This window comes from Bradyrhizobium sp. USDA 4354 (genome assembly GCF_054060315.1).
Genome location: NZ_JBSSDC010000001.1, coordinates 2,568,747 through 2,594,213, shown reverse-complemented (window position 1 = coordinate 2,594,213; position 25,467 = coordinate 2,568,747). Strand labels below are relative to the sequence as shown.

Genomic DNA, 25,467 nt, shown 5'->3' with positions numbered 1-25,467 from the left:
CCCAAGTGCGCGAGCCGATTTCCGAGCGAAGTGACGATCAATCCGCGCGTCGGCCTCGTCAGGCGCGGATTCTGGGAGTATCGACCACATGCATCAGGCGGCACGCCTGGAATTCGAGCGCGTGATGGAGGAGTACGTCCGCTGGCATGTCGTGCCGGAGGACGAGCGCTCGCCTGCGCCTGCCTGGTGGTGGGGACCCGCCATGGCTGTGGTCGACGACCAGGAGGCGATGAGCGAAACATGCTGCTCCGCGTTGAGCGTGAGCGAAGGGACGAGTTTCGCCGAGGGCGCGCGCAGCATTCTCGCGCTGTTCATCGAGCAGACGTCACTGACGGGGCCTCAGGATTTTCCGAGCAAGGCCGACGGGCGAGAACACGAGGTCCGCGAGCTGCACCCGCAGCCGTCAGACGACAGCGCGTTTCAGCCCTGAGGCTGCGCCTTCGTCGGCCGGTTCCGGTTGGAGCGGCGGCGCGACCGGCAGCACCAGCGGCCGCAGCAACTCGGCCATCTGCCGCGCCGGCAGCGGCTTGGAGATGAGGAAGCCCTGCATCTCGTCGCAACCATGGGTGCGCAGGAACGCCTCCTGCTCGGCATTCTCGACGCCTTCGGCGACGACGGTCATGCCGAGTGCCTTGCCCATGCTGATGATCGCCTGCGCGATCGCCTGATCCTCCGAGTCCTGCGGAAGGTCGCGCACGAAGGAGCGGTCGATCTTGATGGTGTCGATCGGAAAGTGCTTCATCAGCGACATCGACGAATAGCCGGTGCCGAAATCGTCAATGGCGAGCCGGATGCCGCGGCTCTGGATGGAGTCGAGCACCCTGAGCGCGCGGCCGACATTGCGCATCATCATGCTCTCGGTGACCTCGAGCTGGAGCAGCACCGGCGACATGCCGGAGGCCGCGAGCGCCTCGTCGACGTCCTGCAACAGATGTTCGTCGGCAAACTGCCGTGGCGACAGGTTGACCGCCATCGACAGCGGCAGCAGGCCGCGGCGCTGCCAGGCCATGGCCTGCGCGCAGGCCTCATTCAGCACCCAGCGGCCGATCGGCACGATCAGCCCGGTTTCCTCGGCAAGCGGAATGAACTGTGCGGGCGAGACGTTGCCGAGATCCGGATGCGTCCAGCGCAGCAGCGCTTCGACGCCCGTGATCTGACCCGTCTCCATGTCCACCTTGGGCTGGTAGTTGAGCGAGAACTGCTCGCGCTCCAGCGCGCGGCGCAGCGCGCTCTCGAGCGACAGCCGCTCGATCGACTGCGTCTTCACCTCCTTGGAGAAGAAGCGATAGCCGTTCTTGCCGTCTTCCTTGGCGAGGTACATCGCCATGTCGGCGTTCTTGGTCAGCGTCTGAGCGTCGGAGCCGTTGGCCGGATACATCGCGATGCCGATCGAAGCCGTGGTATGGCACTCGTGGCCGGCCAGCTCCATGGGCGCGGCAAGCGTGGCGAGCAGCTCGGTCGCGATGCGCTGGACGTCCTCGATCTCGCCGCACTGGTCGAGGATCACCACGAACTCGTCGCCGCCGAGGCGCGCCACCACGTCGCTCGTTCGCAATGCGCAGCGCAAGCGATTCGCCACTTCGAGCAGGAGCAGGTCGCCGGCCTCGTGACCCAGCGAATCGTTGATGACCTTGAAGCGGTCGAGATCGATGAACAGCACCGCAAAGCGATGATCGTGGCGCTGCGCCACATCGATCGCCTCGTGCAAGAGCCCGTTGAAGGTCTCGCGGTTCGGCAGGTCCGTCAGGCTGTCGTGCGAGGCGAGGTATTCGATCCGCTCGTCGGCCTTGTTCTTCTCGTCCGCTCGATCGAAATTCTCCATTGCGAAGGAGACATTATCGGCGAGGCGCTGCAACAGCTCGACGAATTCGGGCGTGAAGGTCGCCGGCTCGGTCGACATGTAGATCATGACGCCGACGGCCTGGTCGTGCGCGACGAGCGGAAACGCGGCGCCAGACCGCGCGCCGTCGTTGCGGACGATGGCATGGAAAGCGCGAACGCGATCGTCGTTGAGATAATCGTTGCTGATGCAGGGCTGCCGCGTCCGGAATGCCGTACCGCTCATCCCACGCCCTTCAGGCCGCCCGGGATCGATGGAGAGACGGACATTGCGCGTGGTGTCGGCGGACGGACCGGCGGCGGCGACGATCTCGAGCTGGTCCGTGCCGGCTCTGGCCAGCGCAATCGTGGTCGAGGTGAACTTGGCGCCGTTCGATGCCGCAAGGCAGACGAGGTCGAACAGCTCGGCGCGCGACTTCGCCCGCATGATCGCCTCGTTGGTGGCGCTCAGGGCCGCGAACATGCGCGTCAGGCGCTCCTTCTGCGCCTCGGTGCGGGCCTTTTCCTCGGCGCGATCGAAATTGTCGAGCGCGAAGGAGACATTTTCCGCCAGCCGCCCCAGCAGCGCGACCAGATCGGGCGTGAACGTATTCTCTTCCGGTGCGAGGAAGAGCAGAATGCCGACCGGCTCCCGTCCCGCCCTCAGAAGCGGGAAGCTCGCCGCAGCCCGCGTTCCATCCTCGACGGCCTTTGTGCGCCAGTATGCGGAGCGCGGCTCGTTCAGATAGTCGTTCATGACACTGGGCTGGCGCGTCCGCAGCGAGGTGCCGATGATGCCATCGCCCTCGGGATGGCCTGCGGAAATGCTACAGGTCCGTCCAATCATGCGCTCCTGCAGGCGCCCCCTGACCGCAACGACGCGAACGAGCTCGTGCTCTTCATCGATGATGCCGATCGTCGCCGAGGCGAACAGACCGCCGAGCACAGCGGCCTGGCAAGCAGCCTCGAACAACTCCTCGCGCGTCTTGGCGCGCATGATGGCTTCATTGGTCGCGCTCAGCGCCTCGAACATGCCGCTCAGGCGACTGCGCTGCTTGTCCGCCCGCGCCTTCTCGTCGGCGCGGTCGAAGCTTTCGAGCGCGAAGGCGACATTGGCCTGAAGCTTGCGCAGCAACTCGACGAGCTCGGGCGTGAAGGTGCCGCGCTCCGGGGAGTTGAACAGAAAGACGCCCTCGACCCGGTCACCGTTGAACAGCGGCAATGCCGCGGAGGACGCGATGCCGTTGCGACGGGCGCTGGCGTGCCAGGGCGCGATGCGGCCGTCGGCGAGCACGTCGTTGCTGACGGCGGGCTGACGTGTGCGGAACGCGGTGCCGGTCAGCCCGCGCCCCTCGGGCACCTGGTCGGAGGTGGAGAACTTGAAGTTACGGACCTGGTCCGCGTTCGGTCCGTAGCAGGCGACGACGCGCAGCAGCTCGGCCCGACGGTCGACCAGCGCGATGGTTGCCGAGATGAACTTGGCCCCCTTCGCCGTCGCCTCGCAGACGAGGTCGAGCAGCTCGGACTGCGACCGCGCGCGCAGGATCGCCTCATTGGTGGCGCTGAGCGCCGCGTACATGCGCGCCAGGCGTTCCTCTTCCGCCGCGATCCTGGCCTTGTCGACCTCGCGGCCAAAATTCTCGATCGCGAACGAGACGTTCTCCGCCATGCGCAGCAGCAGCGCGACGATCTCCTCGTCCTTGGCCCAGAAGCGACTGATGAAGAACAGCAGCACGCCGACGCTCTCGCCGTACCTGATCAGCGGCGCGACGACGCAGGCGGCAACGCCGGTGTTGACGTTGGCCTGCTCCCACGGCGTGCCCCTGGTGCGGCTGGCGAGATCGTCCTCGACGATGGCTTTCTGCGTCCGGAACACCTGGCCGGAGATGCCTTTGCCGTAGGGATTTTCCGGATCGACCGAATAGCGCGCCTGGGTCACGAGATCCAGGTTCTGCCCGGTGGCGGCGACAGGCTTCATCCAGTGCGAGTCCGGCTCGCGGAGCAGCACGATGGTCGCCAGCGACTTGCCGCTGTGGACGGAGGCATCGCAGACGAGCTGGTACAGCTCCTGCTCGGTCTTGGCACGCAGGATCGCCTCGTTGGTGGCGCTGATGGCGCCGAACATGCGGTTGAGCCGCCGTGTCGCCCGTTCGCTGGTCTGCTGCGCGGTCTCGCGCGCGAAATTGTCCAGCGCGTAGGAAATGTTCGCCGACATGCGCGCGAACAGCGACACCATCTGCTCGTTCAGCGAGTTGGCCTCGCTCCGCGTCACATACAACACGCCGACGCTCTTGCCGTTGCAGAGCAGCGGCAGCGCCGCGGCCGCACCGATATGGGCCTTGGCGGCGCCCTCGCGCCACGCCAGCGAGCGCGGATCGTTCAGATAGTCGTTGCTGACGCACAGCTTCTGATCGCGAAACGCCTCGCCGCCGACGCCAGATCCTTCGGGCGTGCCGGCTTCCGTCGTGATCACAATCGAGCGGAGCCGCGCAATGTCATCGCCACAGCCGGCCGCAAAGCGCAGCCGCCGGCCGTCAGGCTCGACCAGAAACACGGCAACGGCCAGGAAGTCCCCGCTCGAAAACCCGGCGTCGCAGACCTTCTGGTACAGCTCGTTCGGCGATCTCGCGTAAAGGATCGCTTCATTGATGGCGCTCAACGCCGCAAAGGTGCGCGCGAGTGTCGTCGGCACGATCTTAGCTCCCGGGCATTTCTGCCTATTTCTCCCGGTGCCTTTATGAACGGCGATCGCCTAAGTGGTCGTTATTGCGCACGACAAACCGTCGATCAAAGTGAACGAGGAGCGAACGGGCAGCACAAAACCGCCGGAAATACCGCCGCGCGGAGCGTCCTTCGACCAAGAGCGCATTCTCCTTACGAATTTGCAGCCCTGTGTTGGTTTACGGGAGATTGATATCGCTCTCGTGCTTTGAGACGATGGCCCCCAACAAGCGGCCTGTTAAGGGCACCAAGCCGAGGGAACGCCATGCCGATCGTCAAGGCCGATCGCCTCACGCGCATCAGCGCCGCCCTGCTCCGCGCCGCCGGGGCGTCCGAGGAAGAGGCCGATGTAGTCGCAATCGGCTGCGTCAACGCCAATCTCGCCGGCCATGATTCCCACGGCGTGATTGCCGTCCCCACCTATATCGACCGCATCAAGGCCGGGCACATCGTTCCCGGCGCGCGAGTACCGGCTCGACACGGTCCTCGATCTGGCCTGACGGCATCAGGAGAACAGCAGCATGAATCGGCAGATGGTACTGGTCGGCTTCCTCCAGGCGCAAAACTGCACGAACTTGCCGAGCTCCTGGCGGCATCCTGACTCCCGCAACGATTCGATGTCGGCGGACTATTATCAGGAGATCGCCAGGGTTCTCGAAGCCGGCAGGTTCCACATGGCCTTCTTCGACGATCGCCTGGCGATGCCGGACCGCTACGGCAACGACCACGCCCACACCGTAGAATACGGCATCCGCTGCGTGAAGATGGACCCGCTGATCGTGCTGACCACGATGGGCATGGTCACCGAAAGGCTCGGCTTGGGCGCAACATGCTCGACGACCTACTTCGAGCCGTTCGACGTCGCGCGGCGCTTCGCAACACTCGATTTGATGTCCGGCGGACGCGCGGGGTGGAACGTCGTCACCTCGCTCAACGATGGCGAGGCGCTCAACATGGGCCGCGACTCCCACCCCGAACACGATTCCCGCTACGACCGCGCCGATGAGTTCATGGAGGTCGTGCTCGGCCACTGGGACACCTGGGAGGACGGCGCGCTCATCATGGACAAGACCAGCGGCCGCTTTGCCGACCCGACCAGGGTGAAGCGGCTCGATCATAAGGGGCAGGCCTTCAAGTCGCGCGGGCCGTTCACCGTGCCGCGGTCGCAACAAGGCCATCCCGTGATCATCCAGGCCGGCGCATCCGGCCGCGGTCAGCGCTTTGCCGGCCGCTGGGGCGAGGTGATCTTCACCGCCGCGCGCAATCTCGCCGCCGCCAAGGAAGGCTATGCTTCCGTGCGCAACGAAGCCGCCAAGGCTCGCCGCGATCCTGACCAGATGTTCCTGTGCAATCTGACGACGCCGGTCTGCGCCGCGACCAAGGCTGAAGCCGAAGACAGGATGGCGCTGATCAACAAGCTGCCGCTCGAGATCGACGCGCTGTCGCTGCTCGCCGAAGCGCTCAATTACGACTTTGCCTCCAAGGATCTCGACGAACCGCTGACGACGGAAGAGCTGAACAGCATGCAGGGCATCCTGGGCATCCGCGACGGCGTGCTGAAGAATTCGGGCAAGAGCAATCCGAGCGCGCGCGACTTCGTCACCTTCTCCGGCCGCGGCCAGGTCCAGGACGCAATGGTCGGCGGCCCCAGGGAGATCGCGGACAAGCTTGAAGAGATGTTCGTCGAGCGCGGCTGCGACGGCTTTGTCATCGCCGCGACTTACGTGCCCGGCTCTTACGCCGATTTCGTGCAGCATGTCGTGCCGGAGCTGCAGCGCCGCGGCCTGTTCCAGAGGGACTATCGCGGCAAGACGCTGCGCGACAATCTCGGGCTCAAGCGGCCGGCTGCGGGGGCCTGGAAGGTGCGACCGCGCGATGCCGCGGAATAACAACGAGGACATGACATGCGCTGGCTGAAATTCACTGCCTCGGGCAAGACCTCGTGGGGAATCGTCAAAGGCGACAAAGTGGTCGCGGTCGACGGCGATCCGCTCAGTGAATGGCAACGCACCTCGCGCACGCATCCGCTTGGCGACGTCAAGATCGAGCTGCCGCTGATCCCGCGCACCTTCTATTGCGTTGGGCTGAATTATCTGAGGCACCTGAAGGAGGCCGCCGACAAGCGCGGCGAGGTGCCGGCCGTGCCTGATAGGCCCGAGATCGGCTATCGCGCGCAGAACGCGCTGATCGCGCAGGACGAGGATGTCGTGATCCCGTCCTTTGCGACGGACAAGATCCACTATGAAGGCGAGCTTGTCGTCGTCATCGGCAAGAAGGTGAAGCACCTCACCGAAGCGAACGCCATGGATTGCGTGTTCGGCTACACCATCGGCAACGACGTCAGCGAGCGCAGCTGGCAGAAGGCCGATCGCAGCCTGTGGCGCTCCAAGAACGCCGACACGTTCAAGCCGATGGGCCCGTGGATCGAGACCGGGGCCGATCTCGACCAAGATGGAGACGATCGTCCGGGTCAACGGCCGCGAGACCAACCGCTTTCACACCAACGACATGATTTTTGGCGTGGTGCCGTTCCTGCTGGAGCTGACCAAGTATTTCACGCTGTGGCCGGGCGACGTGATCTGGATGGGCACCGACGGCGCCTCGCCCGACATCAAGCACGGCGATGTCGTGGAGGTCGAGATCACCGGCGTCGGCACGTTGCGGAACAGGTTTGTGCGGGAGGGGCGGTGACAAAGGTGCCGTAGGGTGGGCAAAGCGAAGCGTGCCCACCACCTTCGCAAATTGAGGCGAGATGGTGGGCACGGCGCAAGCGCGCCTTTGCCCACCCTACACGACCTCGCTCAAAACGGCAGCGCCACGCTGGTCTTGATCTCCTTCAGCACCACGTTGCTGCGGACATAGCGGATGCCAGGAATGCGGAACATGAACTCGTCGAGGAAGCGGTTGTAGGCGGCCATGTCCTGCACGACGACGCGGAGGTGATAGTCGGCATCGCCCGTGGTCGCAAAGCACTCCAGCACCTCGCGGCGCCTGGTCACCCGCGTCACGAACTCGTCCACGAACTTCGCATCGTGCCGCTCCAGCGAGACGTGGAGGACGGCCGACATCGTAAATCCCGCCTGCTCGCGCGCGACCAGCGCCGCATAGCCCTGGATGACGCCGCTCTCCTCCAGCGCCCGCACCCGACGCCAGCAGGCCGAGGTGGACATGCCGACTTCCTCCGCGAGCTGCTGGTTGGTGGCACGGCCATCCTTCTGGAGGTGGGCGAGAATGCGGGTGTCCTGCTCTTCGATCATGGAAGCTCCCCAATTCGATAGAAACTTACCAGAAATGGCAACTAAACGCAAAATTCTACCGAAATGTCGCTCAAGGCGGGATGAATAGGTAAGACCTACCAACCCCTCGGGCATAACCTTCCATCACTGGGCAGGATGCCGCGCGAGGTCCGCCATGGACGCCATTCCGTCACTCGACACGTACGAGCTCTCCGACCGCTACGAGCGCGAGGAGGGCCGCGTCTTCCTCACCGGCACGCAGGCCATCGTCCGCATCGCACTCGACCAGGCGAGGCGCGACCGCGCGAACGGCCTCAACACAGCAGGCTTCATTTCCGGCTATCGCGGCTCGCCGCTCGGCGGCATTGACCTCGAACTGTGGCGCATCCAGGAACGGCTCAAGCGGGACCGCATCGAGTTCCTCCCCGCAGTGAACGAGGACCTCGCCGCCACCGCAGTGCTCGGCTCGCAGCAGGTCGAGACGCAAGGAGACCGCGAGGTCGATGGCGTGTTCGGGCTCTGGTACGGCAAGGGCCCGGGCGTCGATCGCTCCGGCGATGCGCTCAAGCACGGCAACGCCTATGGCTCCTCGCCGCATGGCGGCGTGCTGGTGGTTGCCGGTGACGACCATGGCTGCGTCTCCTCCTCGATGCCGCACCAGTCCGATGTCGCCTTCATGAGCTGGTTCATGCCGACGTTGCATCCGGCAAGTGTCGGCGAATATCTCGCGTTCGGCGAATATGGCTATGCACTGAGCCGCTTCTCCGGCATGTGGGTCGGCTTCAAGGCGATCTCGGAGATCGTGGAATCAGGCGCATCCGTCGCGCTGCGCCCGCCGCGTGTCTTCCGCACGCCCGACTTCACGCCGCCGCCCGGCGGCCTGCACTATCGCTGGCCCGACCTGCCGGGTCCGCAGATCGAGGAACGGCTGGAGGCGAAGAAGCACGCGGTCTACGCCTTCGCCAAGGCCAACCCGATCGACCGCCACATCTACGATATTCCGGGCGCCAGCTACGGCATCGTCACCACGGGCAAGGCGCATCTCGACCTGATGGAGGCGTTGCGGCTGATGGGCCTCGACGAAGCGGCCTGCCGCAGCATTGGCATCGACGTCTACAAGGTCGGTATGGTCTGGCCGCTGGCGCTGCATGACGCGATGGACTTCGTGAAAGGCAAGCGCGAGATCCTCGTGGTCGAGGAGAAGCGCGGCATCATCGAGAGCCAGTTCAAGGAATACTTCTACGACTATCCCGGCAGCAAGCCCGAGCGCATGGTCGGCAAGCATGACGAGCGAGGGGCACGGCTGATCTCCTGGATCGGCGAATTGTCCCCGCGGGCACTCGCTTCCGTGCTTGCGCGGCGGCTCGATCCGATGTTTCCGGGCCTCAATCTCGCCGCGCGCGCCGCCGCCTTGATGCCGGAAGCGGCGCGCACGATCAACGTCAGCGGCGCAACGCGCACGCCCTATTTCTGCTCGGGATGTCCGCACAACATTTCGACGAAAGTGCCGGAGGGATCGAAGGCGCTGGCCGGCATCGGCTGCCACTTCATGGCGAGCTGGATGGACCGGGAGACCTCGTCGCTGATCCAGATGGGCGGCGAGGGCGTGAACTGGGCGGCATCGTCGAAATTTACCGGCCAAAAGCACATCTTCCAGAACCTCGGCGAAGGCACTTACTACCATTCCGGCTCAATGGCGATCCGGCAGGCGATCGCGGCAGGCGCCAACATCACCTACAAGATTCTGTTCAACGACGCGGTGGCGATGACCGGAGGCCAGCCGGTCGACGGCCCCGTCAGCGTCCATGCCATCGCCCACAGTGTCCGCGCCGAAGGTGTTGAGCGCATCGCGCTGGTGTCGGATGATCCCGCACAGTTCTCGCCTGCCGACCTGCCGACCGGCGTGACCATCCACCCCCGCGAGGAGATGGATACCGTGCAGCGTGAGCTGCGCGACGTCCCCGGCGTCTCGGTGCTGATCTATCAGCAGACCTGCGCCACCGAGAAGCGGCGCCGACGCAAGCGCGGACAGATGGACGATCCCAAGCGCTTCGCCTACATCAACGATCTCGTCTGCGAGGGCTGCGGCGACTGCTCGGTCGAATCCAACTGTCTCAGCGTCGAGCCAAGGGAAACGCCATTTGGCCGCAAGCGTCAGATCAACCTGTCGGCCTGCAACAAGGATTTTTCCTGCCTCAACGGCTTCTGCCCGAGCTTTGTCACGGTCGAAGGCGCGACGCGCCGAAAGAAGGGTGCGAGCCAGATCGATGCGGTCGGACGCTCCGCCTCGCTACCCCTACCCGCGCCCGCAACGCTCGATCGGCCCTACGACCTGCTGGTGACCGGCGTCGGCGGCACCGGCGTAATCACGGTCGGCGCGCTGATCGGCATGGCCGCGCATCTCCAACACTTTGGAGTCTCCGTGCTCGACTTCACCGGCTTCGCGCAGAAGTTCGGCCCGGTGCTGAGCTATATCCGCCTCGCCGCCTCATCCGAAGCGCTGCATCAGGTCCGCATCGACCAGGGCGCGGCCGATGCGCTGATCGGCTGCGACCTCGTCGTCAGCTCCTCGCCAAAGGCGTCCGGCACCTATCGCCGCGGCACGCGCGCAACCGTCAACACCGCGGAGATGCCGACCGGCGACGTCGTTCGCTTTCGCGATGCCGATCTCGCTTCGCCTGCCCGCCTGCGCGCAATCCGTCAGGTCATCGGCAATGACAACCTCGACACGATCAACGCCAACGCGCTGGCCGAACGGCTGCTCGGCGATGCCGTCTATGCCAACATCATCATGCTGGGCTTTGCCTGGCAGCACGGCCTCATCCCTGTCTCGCTGCAAGCGCTGCTGCGCGCGATCGAGCTCAACGGCGTCGCAGTCGAACGCAACAAGCAGGCCTTTGCCTGGGGCCGGATCGCCGCGGCCGATCCGGATTCTCTGCCGAAGCCGGACGATGCGCCCAAAGCCGAGACGCTCGACCAGCTCATCGCCCGGCGCGCCGAGTTCCTCACGGCCTATCAGGACGAGGCCTATGCGGCACGCTACCGGACGATCATCGCCAGAGTGCGCAATGCCGAAGCCGGCCTGAACAGCGAGGCGCTGACCGAGGCCATCGCACGCGCGCTGTTCAAGCTGATGGCCTATAAGGACGAGTACGAGGTGGCGCGGCTGCACATGCGAAGCGGCTTTCTCGACGAGTTGAAGGGCGAATTCGAGGACGGCTTCAGAATCCAGTACCATCTCGCCCCGCCGTTCCTGCCGTCGCGGCGCGATGCACGTGGACGTCCGCGCAAACGCGCCTTCGGCCAGTGGATCCAGATGCCGCTCGCCATGCTCGCGCGCTTGAAAGGGCTGCGCGGAACGGCGTTCGATCTATTTGGCTACACCGCAGAACGGCGCGCCGAACGGGAGCTGATCACCTGGTATGTAGGGCTGATCGAACGGATGCTCCGGGAGCTCGACGCGACGCATCTGCCAAATCTCGTGGCGATCGCCAAAGGCCCAATGGATATCCGCGGCTACGGGCCGGTGAAAGATGCCGCGATCGTGAAGGTGAAGGGCGAGGTCGAACGGCAGTTCGCTGAACTCGACACGCCTTCACCGGCCGGGATGCGCGCTTACGGTTGACGCGGCGCTCGTGAGGCTTCAGCTTCCGGATTGGCCCTCTGCAATCGGGTGACGCATCATGGATTTCGACCAGTTGAGACTGACCGAGGCCGTCGCCGGCCTCAGCGCCGGGACAATCACAAGCACCATGCTCACCCGGGAAGCCCTGGCCCGCGCCAAGGCCAACGCCGAGCTCAATGCCTTCGTCACGCTAGACGAAGCCGGTGCCTTGAAGGCCGCCGCCGCATTCGACGCGACTGGCGACAAGACAAAGCCGCTCGGCGGCGTTCCGATCGTGATCAAGGATAATATCGAGGTGGCCGGGCTGCCCTGCAGCGCCGGCACCCCCGCGCTGAAGAACTACATTCCGAAGGCCGATGCGCCTGTTGTGGCAAAGCTGCGCGACGCCGGAGCGATCATCATCGGCAAAACCAGCATGCACGAGCTGGCCTTCGGCATCTCCGGCTACAACACCGCATTCAAGACCGGCAGCGAGTTCGGCGTGCGCAACGCCTATGATCGCGCCTTGATCGCCGGCGGCTCCTCGTCAGGCACGGGCGCGGCGATCGGCGCGCGGATCGTCGCCGGCGGGCTCGGCACCGACACCGGGGGATCGGTGCGGGTGCCTGCCGCCCTGAACGGATGCGCCTCGCTGCGCCCGACCGTCGGCCGGTACCCGCAGGACGGCATCGCGCCGATCTCGCACACCCGCGATACCGCGGGCCCGATGGCCGCGACGATGGCGGATGTCGCGCTGCTCGATCGCGTGATCGCGGGCGGCGACGCGATTGCGGCGGCTGATCTGAGGCAGGTACGGATCGGCATTGTGAAATCGATGCTGACCAATCTCGACGCCGACATCGACGTCGCATTCCAGGAAGCCGTGACGAAAATGAAGGCGCAAGGCGTCGCGGTCGTCGATATCGAGATGCCGCAACTGGCCGAGCTCGACGCCCAGGTCAGCTTTCCCGTCGCGCTGTACGAGGCCTATGACGATCTGGTCGCCTATCTCAAGCACACCGGCACCGGCCTCACGATCGAGACAGTGGCGGAGGAGATCGCCAGCGCCGACGTGAAGGGCACCTATGATGGCCTCGTAATCCCACGAAAGCTGCCCGGTCCCGACAACACGCTTGTCGATGGCAAGCCAATCTACGACGCCGCGATCAAGATCGCACGGCCGGCGCTGCAGGCGCTGTACGCCAAGAGCTTTGCCGACAACCGGCTCGATGCCATCGCCTTTCCGACCACGCCGCGCGTCGCTATTCCCTCCAACCCCGATTCCAGCAGCCTCGAGAATTTCGGCCTGTTCATCCAGAACACCGACCCCAGCAGCAATGCCGGCATTCCCGGCATCCAGATCCCGATCGCGCTCGGTGCTTCGACTCAATTGCCAGTCGGCCTTGAGCTGGACGGCCCCGCGGGAAGCGATCGCCGGCTGCTTGCGATCGGCATGGCGCTCGACAGCGTGTTTGGACGATTGCCGCCGCCGCGTTGACGGAATCGTAGGATGGGCAAAGCGCCTTGTCCGCCGTAGCTCGCAGAGCGAAGGCGGAAGCGTGCCCACCGCTTATTCCGAATTCACCGAGAGATGGTGGGCACGACGCAAGCGCGCCTTTGCCCATCCTACGGCGTGATGCGCCAACTCACGAATACGGGTTGATCAGCTTCTGCTGCTCGGCGCTGTGGTGCACGAGCAGGTCGATGAAGGTTCTGACTTTCGCCGACAGATGATGCCGATGCGGATAGACCGCATTCATGGAGAGCTCGACCGTCCGATATTCCGGCAACAGGCGTATGAGGCGGCCGGCTTCGAGGTCGTCCTGAATGAGGAACCCGGCCAACAGGCAGACGGCAGCGCCCTCCAGCGCGACCTTCCGCAGCGCTTCCCCGCTATTGGTGACGAAGCTGCCCGAGATGCGCACGGAGGCCGGCGTGCCCCGGCGATCAAGGAAGCGCCATTCGTCGCCGAATGGATAGTTCAAGTGCCGACCACAATTGTGCCCGGTGAGCTCGTCCAGCTTCTGCACCCGGCCGTGTTTCTCGATGTAATCGTGGGAGCAGCACAGCACGTGACGCCAGGTGGCAAGGCTCCGCACGATCAGGCTCGAATCCGGCGGCGGGGTCATGCGCAGGGCAACGTCGTAGCCTTCCTCGATGAGATCGACATCGGCCTCGCCCATGCGCAGGTCGATCTTGAGTTCCGGATAGGTTGACAGCAGTTTCGCCACGACCGGCGCGACGAACGGCACCATATGGGTGGCGACGTGAATGCGCAGCGTGCCGCGAGGCACTGACTGCAATTCGCTCGCGATGTCGTCGGCCTGTTCGAGATCGTCGAGGATCTGGACGCAGCGGTCGTAATAGGCCTTGCCGATCTCGGTCAGATTGACCTTGCGCGTGGTGCGGTGAAGCAGCCTCACCCCGAGCCGGTCTTCCAATGCCTGAATGTGATTGCTCACCATGGTGGTCGACATGTTGAGCTTGCGGGCCGCTGCGGAGAAGCCGCCGGTCTCGACCACCCGGCTGAACACTTCGAGGCTGGTCAATCGATCCATGGCCGAACGATTATCCGCTCTTGATCGACAATCGCGGGGCATTCGTCCCGGATTATCCAGTTCACATACATCGCTCGTCCCGCTTGCAGCTTCGCTCGCAAGAGGCGCACGCATCAGCAGCAATCGCGCGACAGCGACGGCAATCGCTCTGGGGCGGTCGCACGGCTGATTCGGTAGACATCACGAACCAAGACGACGGCTCCGATTATCCACCTCCAATGGATAATCCTTCCAGAACTTTGCCAATTATCACCCGGGCCGGCAAGACCGATAGTCTCAACGAGCCGACAGGAGACCGTGATGTCCGAGATGCCCCGCACCGAGATCTTCCAGCAAGCAACTGAAATCACTCGCGATTATTCCAAGGCGCCGCCGGCTGTCCCAGCCCGGAATAGGGTCCGGCGCGCCGCCTTGGTGCTCGCGCTCCTCGCGGGGACGGCAGCCATCGCCTACTACGGACACGATTACTGGACCAACGGCCGCTATCTCGAATCCACCGACGATGCCTATGTGAAGGCCGATTCCACGATCATCGCACCGAAAGTCTCCGGCTACATCGCGAAGGTGCTGGTCGGCGACAACGAGAAGGTCAAGGCAGGCCAGCTGCTGGCCAAGATCGACGACCGCGATTTCAAGGCGGCACTCGACCAGGCCCGCGCCGATGTCGCGGCTGCCGAAGCGTCCGTGCGCAACATCGATGCCCAGCTCGAACTACAACAGCCGATCATCGAGCAAAGCACGGCTGATGTCGCTGCAGCGGATGCCAATTTGAAATTTGCACAGGAGGAGCGCGCCCGGTACGACGACCTCATGAAGTCGGGCTCCGGCACGATCCAGCGCGCACAGCAGACCGATGCGGCGCTGCGCGCCAGCAGCGCGCAATTGCAGCACGCGAAGTACGGCCTTGTGGCTGCGCAACGCAAGATTGACGTGCTCACCACCCAGCGCGCCCAGGCCGCAGCCCAGCTCGAACGCGCCCGTGCGGTCGCGCAGCAGGCAACGCTGAACCTGTCCTATACCGGGATCACCGCGCCGGTGGACGGCACGGTTGGCGCCCGCAGCTTGCGCGTCGGCCAATACGTGCAAGCCGGCACGCAATTGATGGCAGTGGTGCCGCTCGATGCGGTCTATGTCGTTGCCAACTTCAAGGAGACACAGCTCACGCATGTGCGTCCGGGCCAGCCGGTCGAGCTGCACGTCGACAGCTTTCGCAATCGGACCCTGCGTGGCCACGTCGACAGTCTGTCGCCGGCGAGCGGGCTCGAATTCGCGCTGTTGCCGCCCGACAACGCCACCGGCAATTTCACCAAGATCGTGCAGCGCGTGCCGGTGAAGATCGTGCTCGACGACCACAGCCTCACCGGCCTGCTGCGCCCCGGCATGTCCGCGGTGCCGACCATCGACACCAAACAGGCGGTGCTGGCCGAGCGCGAGACGGCCAAGCGTCTCGCAGACAACATGCCCCGCCCGAACGGCGGTTGAAGGCAAGGAAGGCTCCGGCAGATTGTCAAATCCTGCCGAATGGTCCTTCCAGGACATCCTCGATTATCGAAGCCGTCAGCCTAATGCATCCTGTCTCCGTCATTGAGACGAGGCTTCCATGAGCACGCTCCAACCCGCCCTCAACGCCGCAGCCGCCACCAACTTTCCCGCGCCGGCCGCTCCGGCGGTACCCGCCAAGACCTGGATCGCGGTGATCGGCGCCACGCTCGGTGCCTTCATGGCGGTGCTGAACATCCAGATCGTCAACGCCTCGCTCGCCGACATCCAGGGCGCGATCGGCGCCGGCATCGACGACGGCGGCTGGATCTCGACCTCTTATCTGATCGCCGAGATCGTGGTGATCCCGCTGTCCGGCTGGCTCGCGCAGGTGTTCTCGATCCGCATTTATCTGCTCACCAATGCGATCCTGTTCTTGCTTCTCTCCGCGGCCTGCGCGCTGGCGCAGGACCTGTCGCAGATGATCGTGCTGCGCGCCATCCAGGGTTTCACCGGCGGCGTGCTGATCCCGATGGCTTTCACGCTGATCATCATGCTGCTGCCGCGCGGCAAGCAGCCGGTCGGTCTCGCGCTGTTCGCGCTGTCGGCGACGTTCGCACCCGCGATCGGCCCGACCATCGGCGGCTATCTCACCGAGAATTTCGGCTGGCAATACATCTTCTACGTCAACCTGGTACCCGGCGCGATCATGGTCGGCATGCTTTGGTACGCGGTCGAGGCCAAGCCGATGAAGCTGGCGCTGCTGCGCGATGGCGACTGGGCCGGCATCATCACCATGGCGATCGGCCTGTCCGCACTCCAGACCGTGCTGGAGGAAGGCAACAAGGACGACTGGTTCGGCTCGCCCTTCATCGTCAAGCTGTCGATCATCGCCGCCGTGGCGCTGACCGCCTTCCTGATCATCGAGCTCACGGTGAAGAAGCCGCTGTTGAACCTGCGTCTGCTGGTCCGCCGCAATTTCGGCTTCGGCATGCTCGCGAACTTCCTGCTCGGAATCGCGCTGTACGGCTCGGTGTTCATCCTGCCGCAATATCTGTCGCGCATCCAGGGCTACAATGCCGAGCAGATCGGCATGGTGCTGGCATGGACCGGGCTGCCGCAGCTGGTGCTGATCCCGCTGGTACCGCGTCTGATGCAGCGCTTCGACGCGCGGATCATCATCGGCATCGGCTTCGTCCTGTTCGCGGCCTCGAACTTCATGAACATGTATATGACCAACGACTACGCCGCCGACCAGCTGTTGTGGCCGAACGTCGTTCGCGCCATCGGCCAGGCACTGGTCATGGCGCCGCTGTCGGCGGTGGCAACCGCCGGCATCGAAGCGGAGAATGCGGGCTCGGCTTCCGGCCTGTTCAACATGATGCGCAATCTCGGCGGCGCCGTCGGCATCGCGCTGCTCCAGACCGTCTTGACCAAGCGCGAGCAGTATCACTCCAACGTGCTGATGCAGTCGGTCTCGGTGTTCGAGCAGGCGACGCGCACGCGGCTGGAGCAACTCACCCAGTATTTCATCAACCATGGCGTCCTCGACCATACGGATGCCTCGCATCGCGCCTATGTCGCGATCGGCCGTATCGTGCAGAAGCAGGCCTATGTCCTCGCCTTCAGCGACACCTTCTATCTGCTCGGCATGGCGCTGGTCGTGGCGCTGCTCGCCGTCATCTTCCTGAAGAAACCCGGCCAGACCTCGGCCGGTGGTGCCCACTGACCTCGACCCTAGACGCAAGGAGACGACCATGAAACCCCGCATGAACTACTACCAGGCCGCGCCCGATACGATCAAAGCGCTGATGGCTCTGGAGGCGCAAATCCAGTCGACCGGCCTCGAGAAATCGCTGATCGAGATCGTCAAGATCCGGGCGTCGCAGATCAACGGCTGCGCCTTCTGCATCAACATGCACACCGAAGACGCGCGTAAACGCGGTGAGACCGAGCAGCGCATTTACCTGCTCAATGCCTGGCGCGAGTCGCCGCTCTATACCGAGCGCGAGCGCGCCGCGCTGGCCTGGACCGAGGCGGTGACGCTGATCTCAGAGACGCATGCGCCGGACGACGTCTACGAACAGGTTCGCGCGCAATTTTCCGACACGGAGACGGTGAACCTGACCATGCTGATCGGGGCGATCAACGCCTGGAACAGGATTGCGATTGCGTTTCGCGCTGTGCATCCGGTGAAAGTGAAGGCGTCGGTGGCGTGAGGGCGATGTTAATGGCGGCGACGATGGAAGCTATGCCGCCTCCACACATTCAACTGTCATGCCCCGCGAAGGCGGGGCATCCAGTACGCCGCGGCCTCTCGGTTCAATCACTGATGTCGCGGAGTGCTGGATCGCCCGGTCAAGCCGGGCGATGACACCTGAGCTTGGTGATGCAGTGCCGCGACACTCGCGCCTCGCAACCTGGTCGGCCTAAACCGCCGTCGCCTTGGCGAACTCCACGTAGATCTCGCGAAGGCGCGTTGCCATCGGACCGGGCTTGCCGTCACCGATCGTCTTGCCGTCGATGGCGACCACCGGCTGCACGAATGAGGATGCGCTGGTGATGAACGCCTCCTTGGCGGCGAGCGCCTCGGCGACCGTGAAGGAGCGCTCCTCGACGCGGAGCTGGCGCTCCTCGGCAAGCGCGATCACGGCCTTGCGGGTGCAGCCCGGCAGGATCGCGTTGGAATTCTTGCGGGTGACGATGACGTCGTCCTTGGTCAGGATGAAAGCCGAGGACGAGCCGCCCTCGGTGACATATCCATCTTGCAGCATCCAGGCCTCGCCCGCTCCGGCTTCGGCCGCGGCCTGCTTCGCCAGCACCTGCGCCAGCAGCGCCACGCTCTTGATGTCGCGGCGCTCCCAGCGGATGTCGGGCACCGTGATCACGTTGATGCCGGTCTTTGCGACGGGAGCGTTGATGATGTCCTTCTCCGAGGTGAACATCACCAGGCTCGACTTGACGTCAGCTTTGGGGAACGGGAAGTCGCGGCCCTTGTCGGCGCCGCGCGTGACCTGGAGGTAGACGAGGCCGTTCACGAGCTTGTTGCGCGCGATCAGCTCCTTCTGCAGCTCGGTGATGCGCTCGATCGTCTCCGGCAGCCTCAAGCTGATCTCGCCGACGGAACGCTCCAGCCGGACCAGATGCGAAGCATTGTCGACCAGCTTGCCGTCGAGCACGGCAGAGACCTCGTAGATGCCGTCGGCGAACAGGAAGCCGCGATCGAGCACCGAGATTTTGGCTTCCGAGAGCGGGACGAATGAGCCGTTGACGTAGGCGATCGAATCCAAGGCAGGGTCTCCTGGCGAGGGGAAGGGATTTGGCGCGCTTATACGCCAGTTGGAGGCGTCGATCACCCCTCGTTTCGTCATTCCGGGGCATTCGCGCAGCGAATGAGCCCGGAATCCATAACCACCATCGGGAGTATGGATCCCGGGCTCGCGCTGCGCGCGCCCCGGGATGACGGCGGAGTTAGTGGGAGAGAATCTTCGACAAGAACTTCTGCGCGCGGTCGCTGCGGGGCTTGCCGAAGAAATCGTCCTTCGCCGCGTCCTCGACGATCTCGCCGCGGTCCATGAAGATCACGCGGTTGGCGACCTTGCGGGCAAAACCCATCTCGTGGGTCACAACCATCATGGTCATGCCCTCACGGGCGAGATCGACCATGACGTCGAGCACCTCGCTGACCATTTCAGGATCGAGCGCCGAGGTCGGCTCGTCGAACAGCATCACGATCGGGTCCATCGCGAGCGCGCGGGCAATGGCGACGCGCTGCTGCTGGCCGCCGGAGAGCTGCGCGGGAAATTTCTGCGCCTGCTCCTTCAAGCCGACGCGCTCGAGCAGCTGCATGCCTTTGGCCTGCGCCTTGTCATGCCCCCTGCCCAGCACCTTCTCCTGCGCCAGGCAGAGATTGTCGATGATCTTGAGGTGCGGAAACAGCTCGAAGTGCTGGAACACCATGCCGACGCGCGACCGCAGCTTCGGCAGATCGGTCTTGGGATCGTTGACCTTGGTGCCATCGACCAGGATGTCGCCGCTCTGGAACGGCTCCAACGCATTGACGCATTTGATCAGCGTCGACTTGCCCGAGCCGGATGGGCCGCAGACCACGACCACCTCGCCCTTGGTGACGCTGGTGGTGCAATCCGTCAGGACCTGGAAGCTCGGCGTATACCACTTGTTGACATGGCTGATTTCGATCATGACCGACACGCTCTATCGAATGATGGCGATGCGCGCCTGGAGGCGGCGGACGCCGAAGGAGGCGATACAGGAAATGGTGAAATAGACGACTGCTGCGAACAGATACATTTCGACGAGGCGCCCGTCGCGCTGCGCGACCTTGCTCGCCGCGCCGAGGAAGTCCGTGATCGACAGGACGTAGACCAGCGAGGTGTCCTGGAACAGCACGATGGTCTGCGTGATCAGGACCGGCAGCATGTTGCGGAAGGCCTGCGGCAGCACGACGTAGCGCATCGTCTGGGCGTAAGTCAGCCCCAGCGCGCTCGCCGCAGCGGGCTGTCCGCGCGAGATCGACTGGATGCCGGCACGCATGATCTCGGAGAAATATGCCGCCTCGAACATGATGAAAGTGATGAGCGAGGATGCGAACGCGCCGACGCTGATCGGACGCGAGGCGCCGGTCAGCCACTGCCCGATATAGGGCACCAGGAAGTAGAACCAGAAGATCACCAGCACCAGCGGCAGCGAGCGCATGAAGTCGACATAGACGCCGGCGATCCGGCCGAGCAGCTTCAAGCCGGAGAGGCGCATCAGGGCGAGCGCAGTGCCGAAGACCAGGCCGCCGAGCGCTGCGAGCGCCGTCAGCGTCAGCGTGAACGTCATGCCCTCGTAGAACAGATAGGGCAGCGCGCGGCGGATGACATCGAAATCGAAATTGCCGAGCATGGCGCTATTTCCCCGTGATGTAGCCGGGGATCGCAACCCAGCGCTCGAGGAAGCGCATCGCGGTCACGACGACGGCGTTGACGAGGAGGTAGAGGATGGTCGCGGCCGTGAAGGCCTCGAACACCTGGAACGAGAATTCCTGCATCGAGCGCGCCTGTCCGGTCAGCTCGAGCAGGCCGATGGTGATGGCGACCGCGGTGTTCTTGATGGTGTTGAGAAACTCGGATGTCAGCGGCGGCAGGATGATGCGGAAGGCCATCGGCAGCAGCACGTAGCGGTAGCCCTGCACGGTGGTCAGGCCGAGCGCGGTCGCCGCCATCTTCTGCCCGCGCGGCAGCGACGAGATGCCAGCCTGCAACTGCACGGCCACGCGCGCCGACATGAAGAGGCCGACGCCGATCGCAGCCGTCCAGAACGGCGCGTTCGGCAGTTGCTTCAGCCACAGGCCCGCAGCCCTGGGCAGGATCTCCGGCAGCACGAAAAACCACAGGAACAGCTGCACCAGGAGCGGCATGTTGCGGAAGAATTCGACGTAAGCGAAGCCGAACCAGGTAGCGCTCTTCGACGGCAGCGTGCGCATGACGCCGACGATCGAGCCGGTGATCAGCGCGATAACCCAGGCCAGCGCCGCGGTCTTGAGGGTCAGCGCCAAACCCGACAGCAGCATGTCGAGATAGGTGCCGGTCCCCATCGGGTTCGGCTGGAAAAAGATTCCCCAGTTCCAGTTGTAGTTCACGTGTCCCCCGCGCGAACGCGCCAGTCATGGATGTCCTGAGCGCCTATGCAAATGTCCGGCCACTCCCTCCAGAATAGCCTGAATGTACTCCCTCTCCCCGCTTGTGGGGAGAGGCAACGACGGCCTTCGGCCGCCGCTCGCGAATTCCGGCCTCTCCCCGCAAGCGGGGAGAGGCAAATAGTTCAGCTTACTTGTAGTCGTCCGGGTTCGGCGAGTCCGTTGGCTTCGCGAACTCGTTCTTCAGCTCGGCCGAGATCGGCGTGTTGAGGTTCAGTCCCTTCGGCGGGATCTTCTGGGTGAACCACTTGTTGTAGATCTTCTCGGCCTCGCCCGAGGTGTAGAGCGCGGCGGTCGCAGCATCCACCACCTTCTTGAAGGCGGGGTCGTCCTTGCGCAGCATGATGCCGTAGGGCTCGGGCTTGGAGAACGCGTCCTTGGAGATGGTGTAGTTATCCGGAGCCTTCGAGCCGGCAACGAGGCTCGCCAGCAGAATGTCGTCCATCACGAAAGCGACCGCGCGGTCGGTCTCGACCATCAGGAAGGCTTCGGCGTGGTCCTTGGCCGGAATGATGTTGGCGCCGAGGCTTTTCGCGACGTTAGCCTCGGTGAGCTGCTTGATGTTGGTGGTGCCGGCGGTCGAGACCACGGTCTTTCCCTTGAGGTCGTCGATCGACTTCAGGCCGCTCGACTTCTTGAAGACGTAGCGGCTGGCGGTCAGGAAGTGGGTGTTGGTGAAGGCGACCTGCTTCTGGCGCTCGGCATTGTTGGTGGTCGAGCCGCATTCGAGGTCGATGGTGCCGTTGGCCATCAGCGGGATGCGCGTCGCCGAGGTCACCGGGTTGAGCTTGACCTCGAGCTTGTCGAGCTTGAGCTCCTTCTTCACGGCGTCGACGATCTTGTAGCAGATGTCCATCGCGAAGCCGATCGGCTTCTGGTTGTCGTCGAGATAGGAGAACGGGATCGAGGAGTCGCGGAAGCCGAGCGTGATCGCGCCGGTGTCCTTGATGTTCTTCAGCGTGCCGGTCAGCTCCTGGGCCCCGGCCTGGCTGACGACGAAGGTCGCGGCGAGCGCGAGCCCGATGTGGCGGAAATGTTTCACTTTTCTCTTCCCCTTTCGGATGATGCGGCCCGGATGCAAGCACAAATCGAGCCGGATTAGAATGTAACTTTCGGCGGGATCAACGGCTCAGGTTAACGGCGCCGGCAACTCGCCGAGATCCCAGAACAGCCCGGCCATCACCGTCAAGGCCTCTTCGGTCAATGGCAGCAGGATGTGCTCATTGGGCGCATGCTGGGAGCAGCCGGGATAGGAGTGCGGCACCCAGATCGTCGGCAGGCCCAGGATTTCGGAGAACACGTCGTTGGGCAGCGAGCCGCCGAAGTTCGGCAGCACCGCCGGCACCTTGCCGGTGGTGTCTTGCACCGAATCCGCCGCCCATTTGATCCAAGGACTGTCGAAATCGGTGCGCGATGCAGCAAAACTCTGGGCCGCCCGAACCTCGACCATCGGGAAACCGCGTCCGACCAGATGCGCCCGGATGGCGTCGATCAGCCCGTCAATCTTGGTGCCGACCACGAAACGCAGTTGCAGCACGGCATTTGCGTGGCCGGGAATGGCGTTCGCCGGCTTCTCGATACTGCCCGAGGACATCGCCAGCACTTCCAACGTGTTCCAAGCGTAGAGCCGTTCGGCCGCCGACAGTCCCTCCTCGCCCCAGTTCTCGGCCAGCGCCGGCTCGTCCGCGGTCGGCACCACCTGCACGTCGGCGAGATAGCTGCGGATCTGGTTGGTGAGCCGCGGCGGCTTCAAGGCATCAAGCAGGAGACGGCCGTGGCCATCGACCAGCGTCGAGATCGCGTTGACCAGGATGGTCGCGGGGTTGGCGAGCACGCCGCCCCAATTGCCGGAATGGTGGCCGCCGTCGCGCAAGTTCACGTCGAGATGGATGCGGATGCCGCCACGGCAGCCGAGAAAGAGCGTCGGCCGGTCGGCGGATAGGCGCGGACCGTCGGAGGCCATGAACAGGTCGGCCTTGAGCAGGTCGCGATGGAGATCGCAGACCTTGCCGAGATCGGGCGAGCCGATCTCCTCGCCCATCTCGATGATGAATTTTGCGTTGAAGCCGAGCTTGCCGCCGCGGGCGTCGCGCACCGCGCGGAGTGCCGCCATGTTGATGCTGTGCTGGCCCTTGTTGTCGGCGGTGCCGCGGCCGTAGAGGCGCGGCCCCGCAACCGTGGTGCGCCAGGGATCGCGCCCCTCGCGCCACTCGCCCTCCATACCGTCGACGACGTCGCCATGGCCGTAGACCAGCACGGTCGGCGCCGACGCGCTTTCGTGATGCTCGGCGAACAGGAACGAGGCCTTGCCGCTCGGGGACTCGACGATGCGGCTGGAAAAATCGAGCGCGGCGAAGGCCGGCTGCATCTCCTGCTCCAGATACCCGCGCAGCTCGGCGCCGCGCGACGGATTCTGGCTTTCGGTCTTGTACGCGACGCGGCGGTCGAGTTCTGCGAGGAACGCACCGGATTTGAAGTCGTCCCGGGCGCGGGCGATGGCGTCGGCTCTGGTCATTGCTTTCGTTTTCAAGGTTTCGACGCGGGCGAACGTAGCGGAGCTACATAGGCCATCGAAAGTGGCGGGGGCTTGGACAGTTGTTGGAGTTTCTCTTGCAGTTCTCTTGGGGTTCGTTCTTGCTCGCTTGAGATCGGCTTGCCACGCGCGGCGGCACCGCTGATTTTAACCTTGCCAATAGCCAAGCCTTTCTATGTTTGGCCCTTGCCAAGGGCCAACTATATGCAAGAACTTCGCCAGATTGGGGCGCACATCTATCATTCGAAGAGCGCTCAGTACAGGGCGCCGAGGGGACCAGCATGGCCAAAGAGATCAGGCTCAACGCCTTTACGATGAATTGCGTCGCGCACCAGTCACCGGGCCTTTGGACCCATCCGCGCGACCGCACCGCCGAGTATAACCGCCTGCCCTATTGGATCGATCTCGCCAAGACGCTGGAGCGCGGCCGTTTCGATGGGCTGTTCCTGGCCGACGTGCTCGGGGTCTACGATGTCTATGGCAACAGCCCTGACGCAGCCTTGCGCAATGCAGCACAGACGCCCTCAAACGAGCCGCTGCTGCTGCTCTCGGCGATGGCCGCGGTGACGCAAAATCTCGGTTTCGGCGTCACCAGCAATCTGTCCTTCGAACCCCCCTACCCGTTCGCGCGGCGGATGTCGACGCTCGATCATCTCACCGAGGGGCGGGTCGGCTGGAACGTCGTCACCGGCTATCTCGACAGCGCCGCGCGCGGCGCCGGCAAGGACAAGCAGACCGGCCATGACGACCGCTACGACATCGCCGACGAATATATGGAGGTGGTCTACAAGCTCTGGGAAGGCAGCTGGGAGGACGATGCAGTGCTGCGCGACCGGGCACGAGGCATCTTCACCGATCCCGCAAAAGTTCATCGCGTCAATCATGAGGGCGCGAACTATCGCATCAACAACACCATTCACCTCAGCGAGCCGTCGCCGCAGCGCACGCCGGTGCTGTACCAGGCCGGCACCTCGCCGCGCGGCCGCCAATTCGCGGCCAAGCATGCCGAGTGCGTGTTCATGTCGGGCCCATCGGCCAAGGTGATCGCGCCGCGCGTCTCCGCGATCCGTCAGGAGGCCGCCGCGCTCGGCCGCAACCCGGCCGAGATCCTGATGTTCTCGATGATGACGATCATCCTCGGACGGACGGAAGCCGAGGCGAAGGAGAAGTACGCCGACTACCGCCGCCACATCAGCCCCGAAGGCGCGCTGGCGCTGATGTCGGGATGGACCGGCGTCGATTTCTCGGGCTACGACCTCAACCAGCAGGTCCGCCACGTCCAGAACGACGCCGGCCGCAGCGCGATGGACAACGTCACCCGCGCCGACCCCGATCGGGTCTGGACCGTGCGCGACGTCATCGAGCATGTCGGTATCGGCGGCGCCGGTCCGGTTGTGGTCGGCACGCCGCAAACGGTCGCCGACAAGATCGAACAGTGGTTCGAGGCGACCGACGTCGACGGCCTCAACGTGGCCTTCGCGATCTCGCCCGGCGACTTCGAGGACATCGCCGACATGCTGGTGCCGGAGCTGACGCGGCGGGGACGGTACAAGAGCGAGTACGCAAAGGGCACACTGCGGGAAAAGCTGTTCGGCCAGGGCCGCGCAAGGCTGGGTATCCCGCATCCGGCGGCGGGGTACCGGGTGGGGAAGAAGGCCGTCTAACGCCCCAGCTGTAAGTTCCGTCATCCTGAGGTGCTCGACCGGCGGTGCATGCACCGCCGGTCGGGCCTCGAAGGATGGACGGCCGAGATGCAGCCGGGCCGTCGCCCTTCCAGGCCTCCGCTTCGCTCCGGCACCTCAGGGTGACGGTGATGG

The 25,467-nt window shown here is 64.4% G+C and carries 18 protein-coding genes and 1 pseudogene; 10 read left to right on the top strand and 9 right to left on the bottom strand.

Annotation, left to right across the window (positions count from 1 at the left end; genetic code table 11):
• Positions 1-88: 88 nt before the first annotated feature.
• Entirely contained in the window at positions 89-430 is a 342-nt protein-coding gene (locus ACVIIV_RS12115; protein WP_456744389.1) for a hypothetical protein, read from the top strand.
• Here ACVIIV_RS12115 and ACVIIV_RS12110 read toward each other — a convergent pair.
• Positions 404-4,510, bottom strand: coding sequence for a bifunctional diguanylate cyclase/phosphodiesterase (locus tag ACVIIV_RS12110; protein WP_456744388.1), 4,107 nt, complete (start codon positions 4,508-4,510; stop codon positions 404-406). The genes ACVIIV_RS12115 and ACVIIV_RS12110 overlap by 27 nt on opposite strands.
• A gap of 294 nt (positions 4,511-4,804) precedes the next feature.
• On the opposite strand from ACVIIV_RS12110, the gene ACVIIV_RS12105 reads away from it, so the two are divergent.
• The 3 genes and pseudogenes from ACVIIV_RS12105 to ACVIIV_RS12095 all read left to right on the top strand — a co-directional run bounded on the left by ACVIIV_RS12105 (position 4,805) and on the right by ACVIIV_RS12095 (position 7,230).
• Positions 4,805-5,140, top strand: coding sequence for an Ldh family oxidoreductase (locus ACVIIV_RS12105; RefSeq protein ID WP_456744387.1), 336 nt, complete (start codon positions 4,805-4,807; stop codon positions 5,138-5,140).
• Complete coding sequence (locus ACVIIV_RS12100; protein WP_456744386.1) at positions 5,061-6,428, top strand: LLM class flavin-dependent oxidoreductase; 1,368 nt, start codon at positions 5,061-5,063, stop codon at positions 6,426-6,428. Before ACVIIV_RS12105 ends, ACVIIV_RS12100 begins: the two co-directional genes overlap by 80 nt.
• A gap of 15 nt (positions 6,429-6,443) precedes the next feature.
• A pseudogene (locus ACVIIV_RS12095) lies at positions 6,444-7,230 on the top strand (fumarylacetoacetate hydrolase family protein).
• Between the two features lie 110 nt (positions 7,231-7,340).
• Here ACVIIV_RS12095 and ACVIIV_RS12090 read toward each other — a convergent pair.
• The gene (locus ACVIIV_RS12090; RefSeq protein WP_456744385.1) at positions 7,341-7,796 is read right to left on the bottom strand and encodes an Lrp/AsnC family transcriptional regulator; all 456 of its coding nucleotides are present in this window, start codon (positions 7,794-7,796) and stop codon (positions 7,341-7,343) included.
• 154 nt (positions 7,797-7,950) lie between these two features.
• Between ACVIIV_RS12090 and ACVIIV_RS12085 the strand changes: the two genes are divergently transcribed.
• Both ACVIIV_RS12085 and iaaH read left to right on the top strand, forming a co-directional pair.
• Positions 7,951-11,400: an indolepyruvate ferredoxin oxidoreductase family protein gene (locus ACVIIV_RS12085; RefSeq protein ID WP_456744384.1), complete on the top strand. Its 3,450-nt coding sequence runs from the start codon at positions 7,951-7,953 to the stop codon at positions 11,398-11,400.
• 58 nt (positions 11,401-11,458) lie between these two features.
• Positions 11,459-12,877: an indoleacetamide hydrolase gene (iaaH, locus tag ACVIIV_RS12080; protein ID WP_456744383.1), complete on the top strand. Its 1,419-nt coding sequence runs from the start codon at positions 11,459-11,461 to the stop codon at positions 12,875-12,877.
• 148 nt (positions 12,878-13,025) lie between these two features.
• On the opposite strand, the gene ACVIIV_RS12075 is transcribed toward iaaH, so the two are convergent.
• Positions 13,026-13,937, bottom strand: coding sequence for a LysR family transcriptional regulator (locus ACVIIV_RS12075; RefSeq protein ID WP_456744382.1), 912 nt, complete (start codon positions 13,935-13,937; stop codon positions 13,026-13,028).
• 300 nt (positions 13,938-14,237) lie between these two features.
• Here ACVIIV_RS12075 and ACVIIV_RS12070 point away from each other — a divergent pair, with 300 nt between their 5' ends.
• From ACVIIV_RS12070 to ACVIIV_RS12060, 3 genes are all read left to right on the top strand, one after another.
• Positions 14,238-15,419 (top strand): HlyD family secretion protein, encoded by a 1,182-nt coding sequence (locus tag ACVIIV_RS12070; RefSeq protein WP_456744381.1) that lies wholly within the window; start codon positions 14,238-14,240, stop codon positions 15,417-15,419.
• Between the two features lie 118 nt (positions 15,420-15,537).
• Positions 15,538-17,145 (top strand): MDR family MFS transporter, encoded by a 1,608-nt coding sequence (locus ACVIIV_RS12065; RefSeq protein ID WP_456744380.1) that lies wholly within the window; start codon positions 15,538-15,540, stop codon positions 17,143-17,145.
• 28 nt (positions 17,146-17,173) lie between these two features.
• Positions 17,174-17,635, top strand: coding sequence for a carboxymuconolactone decarboxylase family protein (locus tag ACVIIV_RS12060; RefSeq protein WP_456744379.1), 462 nt, complete (start codon positions 17,174-17,176; stop codon positions 17,633-17,635).
• A gap of 210 nt (positions 17,636-17,845) precedes the next feature.
• Here ACVIIV_RS12060 and ACVIIV_RS12055 read toward each other — a convergent pair whose 3' ends face one another.
• The 6 genes from ACVIIV_RS12055 to ACVIIV_RS12030 all read right to left on the bottom strand — a co-directional run bounded on the left by ACVIIV_RS12055 (position 17,846) and on the right by ACVIIV_RS12030 (position 23,632).
• On the bottom strand, positions 17,846-18,706 hold the full coding sequence (locus tag ACVIIV_RS12055) for a D-amino-acid transaminase (RefSeq protein ID WP_456744378.1): 861 nt from the start codon (positions 18,704-18,706) through the stop codon (positions 17,846-17,848).
• 181 nt (positions 18,707-18,887) lie between these two features.
• Complete coding sequence (locus ACVIIV_RS12050) at positions 18,888-19,619, bottom strand: amino acid ABC transporter ATP-binding protein (RefSeq protein ID WP_456744377.1); 732 nt, start codon at positions 19,617-19,619, stop codon at positions 18,888-18,890.
• A 12-nt stretch (positions 19,620-19,631) separates the two neighbouring features.
• Complete coding sequence (locus ACVIIV_RS12045) at positions 19,632-20,324, bottom strand: amino acid ABC transporter permease (RefSeq protein ID WP_212378523.1); 693 nt, start codon at positions 20,322-20,324, stop codon at positions 19,632-19,634.
• A 4-nt stretch (positions 20,325-20,328) separates the two neighbouring features.
• Positions 20,329-21,060 carry an amino acid ABC transporter permease gene (locus ACVIIV_RS12040; protein WP_456744376.1) on the bottom strand — a complete coding sequence of 244 codons (732 nt, stop codon included), beginning with the start codon at positions 21,058-21,060 and terminating at the stop codon, positions 20,329-20,331.
• Positions 21,061-21,247: 187 nt separating this feature from the next.
• Positions 21,248-22,159 carry an amino acid ABC transporter substrate-binding protein gene (locus ACVIIV_RS12035; protein ID WP_456744375.1) on the bottom strand — a complete coding sequence of 304 codons (912 nt, stop codon included), beginning with the start codon at positions 22,157-22,159 and terminating at the stop codon, positions 21,248-21,250.
• 87 nt (positions 22,160-22,246) lie between these two features.
• A complete protein-coding gene (locus tag ACVIIV_RS12030) occupies positions 22,247-23,632 on the bottom strand; it encodes a M20 family metallopeptidase (protein WP_456744374.1) in 1,386 nt (461 codons plus the stop codon).
• A gap of 299 nt (positions 23,633-23,931) precedes the next feature.
• On the opposite strand from ACVIIV_RS12030, the gene ACVIIV_RS12025 reads away from it, so the two are divergent.
• Complete coding sequence (locus ACVIIV_RS12025; RefSeq protein ID WP_456744373.1) at positions 23,932-25,314, top strand: LLM class flavin-dependent oxidoreductase; 1,383 nt, start codon at positions 23,932-23,934, stop codon at positions 25,312-25,314.
• Positions 25,315-25,467 lie beyond the last annotated feature (153 nt).

Coding starts and splice junctions, on each gene's coding strand:
- ACVIIV_RS12115 (WP_456744389.1), top strand. CDS start 89: ATGCATCAGGCGGCACGCCTGGAATTCGAGCGCGTGATGGAGGAGTAC.
- ACVIIV_RS12105 (WP_456744387.1), top strand. CDS start 4,805: ATGCCGATCGTCAAGGCCGATCGCCTCACGCGCATCAGCGCCGCCCTG.
- ACVIIV_RS12100 (WP_456744386.1), top strand. CDS start 5,061: ATGAATCGGCAGATGGTACTGGTCGGCTTCCTCCAGGCGCAAAACTGC.
- ACVIIV_RS12090 (WP_456744385.1), bottom strand. CDS start 7,796: ATGATCGAAGAGCAGGACACCCGCATTCTCGCCCACCTCCAGAAGGAT.
- ACVIIV_RS12085 (WP_456744384.1), top strand. CDS start 7,951: ATGGACGCCATTCCGTCACTCGACACGTACGAGCTCTCCGACCGCTAC.
- iaaH (WP_456744383.1), top strand. CDS start 11,459: ATGGATTTCGACCAGTTGAGACTGACCGAGGCCGTCGCCGGCCTCAGC.
- ACVIIV_RS12075 (WP_456744382.1), bottom strand. CDS start 13,937: ATGGATCGATTGACCAGCCTCGAAGTGTTCAGCCGGGTGGTCGAGACC.
- ACVIIV_RS12070 (WP_456744381.1), top strand. CDS start 14,238: ATGTCCGAGATGCCCCGCACCGAGATCTTCCAGCAAGCAACTGAAATC.
- ACVIIV_RS12065 (WP_456744380.1), top strand. CDS start 15,538: ATGAGCACGCTCCAACCCGCCCTCAACGCCGCAGCCGCCACCAACTTT.
- ACVIIV_RS12060 (WP_456744379.1), top strand. CDS start 17,174: ATGAAACCCCGCATGAACTACTACCAGGCCGCGCCCGATACGATCAAA.
- ACVIIV_RS12050 (WP_456744377.1), bottom strand. CDS start 19,619: ATGATCGAAATCAGCCATGTCAACAAGTGGTATACGCCGAGCTTCCAG.
- ACVIIV_RS12045 (WP_212378523.1), bottom strand. CDS start 20,324: ATGCTCGGCAATTTCGATTTCGATGTCATCCGCCGCGCGCTGCCCTAT.
- ACVIIV_RS12030 (WP_456744374.1), bottom strand. CDS start 23,632: ATGACCAGAGCCGACGCCATCGCCCGCGCCCGGGACGACTTCAAATCC.
- ACVIIV_RS12025 (WP_456744373.1), top strand. CDS start 23,932: ATGGCCAAAGAGATCAGGCTCAACGCCTTTACGATGAATTGCGTCGCG.